Annotated in this window: 2 protein-coding genes; both read left to right on the top strand. The window is 66.7% G+C overall.

What is annotated here, in order from left to right:
- A partial coding sequence (locus QH290_RS30290) for a DNA-directed RNA polymerase subunit beta (protein WP_483244255.1) occupies nt 1-1,075 on the top strand: 1,075 nt, incomplete at its 5' end.
- A 101-nt stretch (nt 1,076-1,176) separates the two neighbouring features.
- Complete coding sequence (locus QH290_RS30295) at nt 1,177-5,130, top strand: DNA-directed RNA polymerase subunit beta' (protein WP_280265030.1); 3,954 nt, start codon at nt 1,177-1,179, stop codon at nt 5,128-5,130.
- The last annotated feature ends 94 nt before the right edge of the window (nt 5,131-5,224 follow it).

Consider the following 5,224-nt stretch of genomic DNA (forward strand, 5'->3'; position numbering starts at 1 on the left):
GTTGCTGCGGGCGATCTTCGGTGAGAAGGCGCGTGAGGTGCGTGATACGTCGCTGAAGGTGCCGCACGGTGAGTCGGGCAAGGTGATCGGGATCCGCGTGTTCTCGCGGGAGGACGACGACGATCTGCCGCCGGGTGTCAATGAGCTGGTGCGTGTGTATGTGGCGCAGAAGCGCAAGATTCAGGACGGTGACAAGCTCGCGGGTCGCCATGGCAACAAGGGTGTTATCGGCAAGATCCTGCCGAAGGAGGATATGCCGTTCATGCCCGACGGCACCCCGGTCGACATCATCTTGAATACCCATGGTGTGCCGCGTCGTATGAATATCGGCCAGATCCTGGAAACCCACCTCGGCTGGGTCGCCAAGGCGGGCTGGAAGGTCGAGGGCAACCCGGACTGGGCGAAGAATCTGCCGGAGGAGATGTGGGGCCAGGAGGCCGACACCAACATCGCCACCCCGGTGTTCGACGGTGCCCAGGAGGACGAGCTGACCGGTCTGCTCGGGTCCACCCTGCCCAACCGCGACGGTGAGGCGATGGTGAACGCCGACGGCAAGGCCGTGCTGTTCGACGGACGTTCGGGTGAGCCGTTCCCGTACCCGGTGGCGGTCGGCTACATGTACATCCTGAAGCTGCACCACCTGGTCGACGACAAGATCCACGCGCGGTCGACCGGCCCGTACTCGATGATCACCCAGCAGCCGCTGGGCGGTAAGGCGCAGTTCGGTGGTCAGCGCTTCGGCGAGATGGAGTGCTGGGCCATGCAGGCCTACGGCGCCGCCTACACCCTGCAGGAACTGCTCACCATCAAGTCCGACGACGTGGTGGGCCGCGTGAAGGTGTACGAGGCGATCGTCAAGGGCGAGAACATCCCCGAGCCGGGTATTCCGGAGTCGTTCAAGGTGTTGCTCAAGGAGCTGCAGTCGCTGTGCCTCAACGTCGAGGTGCTGTCGTCCGACGGCGCCGCGATCGAGCTGCGCGAAGGCGAGGACGAGGATCTGGAGCGCGCCGCGGCGAACCTGGGCATCAACCTGTCCCGGAACGAAGCCGCAACGGTTGACGACCTAGCGCAGTGATTTGGTCCCCCGCTCCCGCCAGGCGGGAGCGGGTGGGGGCATCTGATTACGACGATTGAGAACTTGCTCGAAATCAATCCCACCAGGGGAAAGGAAGTTACGTGCTAGACGTCAACTTCTTCGATGAACTCCGGATCGGCTTGGCCACTGCCGAGGACATCCGCCAGTGGTCCTATGGCGAGGTGAAGAAGCCGGAGACCATCAACTACCGCACGCTCAAGCCGGAGAAGGACGGCTTGTTCTGCGAGAAGATCTTCGGTCCCACCCGGGACTGGGAGTGCTACTGCGGCAAGTACAAGCGCGTGCGCTTCAAGGGCATCATCTGCGAGCGCTGTGGTGTCGAGGTGACGCGCGCCAAGGTGCGCCGTGAGCGGATGGGCCACATCGAGCTGGCCGCGCCGGTCACCCACATCTGGTACTTCAAGGGCGTGCCCTCGCGCCTGGGCTACCTGCTGGACCTGGCGCCGAAGGATCTCGAGAAGATCATCTACTTCGCCGCCTACGTCATCACCACCGTCGACGAGGAGCTGCGGCACAACGAGCTCTCCACGCTCGAGGCGGAGATGGAGGTCGAGAAGAAGGCCGTCGCCGACCAGCGCGACGCCGATCTCGAGGCCCGCGCGCAGAAGCTCGAGGCCGATATCGCCGAGCTGGAGGCCGAGGGCGCCAAGTCCGACGTCCGCCGCAAGGTCAAGGACGGCGGCGAGCGCGAGATGCGTCAGCTGCGCGACCGCGCCCAGCGCGAGCTGGACCGGCTCGACGAGATCTGGACCACCTTCACCAAGCTGGCCCCGAAGCAGCTGATCGTGGACGAGGTGCTCTACCGCGAGCTGCAGGACCGCTACGGCGAGTACTTCACCGGTGCCATGGGTGCCGAAGCCATCCAGAAGCTCATGGAGAACTTCGACATCGAGGCCGAGGCCGAGAGCCTGCGCGAGACCATCCGTACGGGCAAGGGTCAGAAGAAGCTGCGCGCCCTGAAGCGCCTGAAGGTCGTCGCCGCGTTCCAGACCAACGGCAACTCGCCGATGGGCATGGTCCTCGACGCCGTGCCGGTGATCCCGCCGGAGCTGCGCCCGATGGTGCAGCTGGACGGTGGCCGCTTCGCGACCTCCGACCTGAACGACCTGTACCGCCGCGTCATCAACCGCAACAACCGCCTCAAGCGACTGATCGATCTGGGTGCGCCCGAGATCATCGTCAACAACGAGAAGCGGATGCTGCAGGAGTCGGTCGACGCCCTGTTCGACAACGGCCGCCGCGGCCGCCCGGTCACCGGACCGGGTAACCGCCCGCTGAAGTCGCTGTCGGATCTGCTCAAGGGTAAGCAGGGCCGGTTCCGTCAGAACCTGCTCGGTAAGCGCGTCGACTACTCGGGCCGTTCGGTCATCGTCGTCGGCCCGCAGCTGAAGCTGCACCAGTGCGGTCTGCCGAAGCTGATGGCGCTCGAGCTGTTCAAGCCGTTCGTGATGAAGCGCCTGGTCGACCTGAACCACGCGCAGAACATCAAGTCCGCCAAGCGGATGGTCGAGCGGCAGCGGGCCCAGGTGTGGGACGTCCTCGAAGAGGTCATCGCCGAGCACCCGGTGCTGCTGAACCGCGCGCCCACCCTGCACCGCCTGGGTATTCAGGCCTTCGAGCCGCTGCTGGTCGAGGGCAAGGCCATCCAGCTGCACCCGCTGGTCTGTGAGGCCTTCAACGCCGACTTCGACGGCGACCAGATGGCGGTGCACCTGCCGCTGTCGGCGGAGGCGCAGGCCGAGGCCCGCATCCTGATGCTGTCGTCCAACAACATCCTGTCCCCGGCGTCCGGCCGCCCCCTGGCCATGCCGCGCCTGGACATGGTGACCGGCCTGTACTACCTGACCCGCTGCGTCGAGGGCGCGCCGGGCGAGTACCGGGCGGCCGCCAAGGACGAGCCGGAGTTCGGCGTGTACTCCTCGCCGGCCGAGGCGCAGATGGCGGTGGACCGCGGCGAGCTGACCGTGCAGTCGCTGATCAAGGTGCGGCTGACCGACCAGCGCCCGCCGAAGGCCGTCGAGGCCGAGCTGTTCCCCGAGGGCTGGCAGCCCGGCGACGCGTGGACCACCAAGACCACGCTGGGCCGGGTGCTGTTCAACGACCTGCTCCCGGCGGACTACGCGTTCATCGACGAGATCATGCCGAAGAAGCGGCAGGCGGCGATCATCAACGATCTCGCCGAGCGCTACCCGATGATCGTGGTCGCGCAGACCGTCGACAAGCTCAAGGACGCCGGCTTCTACTGGGCCACGCGTTCGGGTGTCACCGTCTCCATGTCGGACGTGCTCGTTCCGCCGGAGAAGGCCGACATCATGGAGCGCTACGAGCAGCAGTCCGACCAGATCGAGAAGAAGTACCAGCGCGGTGCCCTCGATCACCAGGAGCGCAACAACGCCCTGGTGAAGATCTGGCAGGAGGCCACCGAAGAGGTCGGTAAGGCGCTGCGCGCGCACTACCCGGCCGACAACCCGATCATCACGATCGTCGATTCGGGCGCCACGGGTAACTTCACCCAGACTCGTACCCTCGCGGGCATGAAGGGTCTGGTGACCAACCCGAAGGGTGAGTTCATCCCGCGGCCGATCAAGTCCTCCTTCCGCGAGGGCCTGACGGTGCTGGAGTACTTCATCAACACCCACGGTGCGCGAAAGGGTCTGGCCGACACCGCGCTTCGCACCGCCGACTCGGGTTATCTGACCCGTCGTCTGGTGGACGTGTCGCAGGACGTCATCGTCCGCGAGGAGGACTGCGGCACCGAGCGCGGCATCACCGTGCGGATCGCGGAGAAGGGCCCCGACGGCTCGCTGATCCGCGACCCGCACGTGGAGACCAGCACCTACGCCCGCACCGCGGCCGTCGACATCGTCGACGCGCAGGGCAATGTGGTGGTCGAGAAGGGCCACGACATCGGCGATCCGGCGATCGACGCACTGCTCGAGGCCGGTGTCACCGAGGTCAAGGTGCGGTCGGTGCTGACCTGCACCTCGGGCACGGGCGTCTGCGCCATGTGCTACGGCCGCTCGATGGCGACCGGCAAGCTGGTCGACGTGGGTGAGGCCGTCGGTATCGTTGCCGCCCAGTCCATCGGTGAGCCCGGTACCCAGCTGACCATGCGCACCTTCCACCAGGGTGGTGTCGCCGGTGACGACATCACCGGTGGTCTGCCCCGCGTGCAGGAGCTGTTCGAGGCTCGCGTGCCGAAGGGCAAGGCGCCCATCGCCGAGGTGTCGGGTCGCGTGCGGCTGGAGGACGACGACCGCTTCTACAAGATCACCATCATTCCGGACGACGGTTCGGACGAGGTGCTCTACGACAAGCTGTCGAAGCGTCAGCGGCTGCGGGTGTTCAAGCACGACGACGGCTCCGAGCGCCTGCTCACCGACAACGACCACGTCGAGGTCGGCCAGCAGCTGCTCGAGGGTTCGGCGGATCCGCACGAGGTGCTGCGCGTGATGGGCCCCCGTCAGGTGCAGATCCACCTGGTCCAGGAGGTCCAGGAGGTGTACCGGTCGCAGGGTGTGTCCATCCACGACAAGCACATCGAGGTCATCGTCCGGCAGATGCTGCGGCGCGTCACGATCATCGACTCGGGCGCGACGGAGTTCCTGCCCGGCTCGCTGGTCGAGCGGGCCGACTTCGAGGCGTCGAACCGCCGCGTGGTGGCCGAGGGCGGCGAGCCCGCCTCCGGTCGCCCGGTGCTGATGGGTATCACCAAGGCGTCGCTGGCCACCGATTCGTGGCTGTCGGCGGCCTCCTTCCAGGAGACGACTCGGGTCTTGACGGACGCGGCGATCAACTGCCGCTCCGACAAGCTGATCGGCCTGAAGGAGAACGTGATCATCGGCAAGCTGATCCCGGCCGGTACCGGCATCAACCGCTACCGCAACATCCAGGTCCAGCCGACCGAGGAGGCCCGCGCGGCCGCCTACGCGGTGCCGTCCTACGACGACACCTACTACACCCCCGACGGCTTCGGCCAGACCACGGGTGCGGCCGTCCCCCTGGACGACTACGGTTTCAGCGACTACCGGTAATCGGCTGGGCACCACCAACTTCGGCCCCCCGCCCCGGTGGGGGGGGGGGGGGGGGGGGGGGGTGGGGGGGGGGGGGGGGGGGTTTATGGGGGGG

Origin of the sequence: Nocardia wallacei (assembly GCF_029869545.1) — a bacterium.
Lineage (GTDB): Bacteria > Actinomycetota > Actinomycetes > Mycobacteriales > Mycobacteriaceae > Nocardia > Nocardia wallacei_A.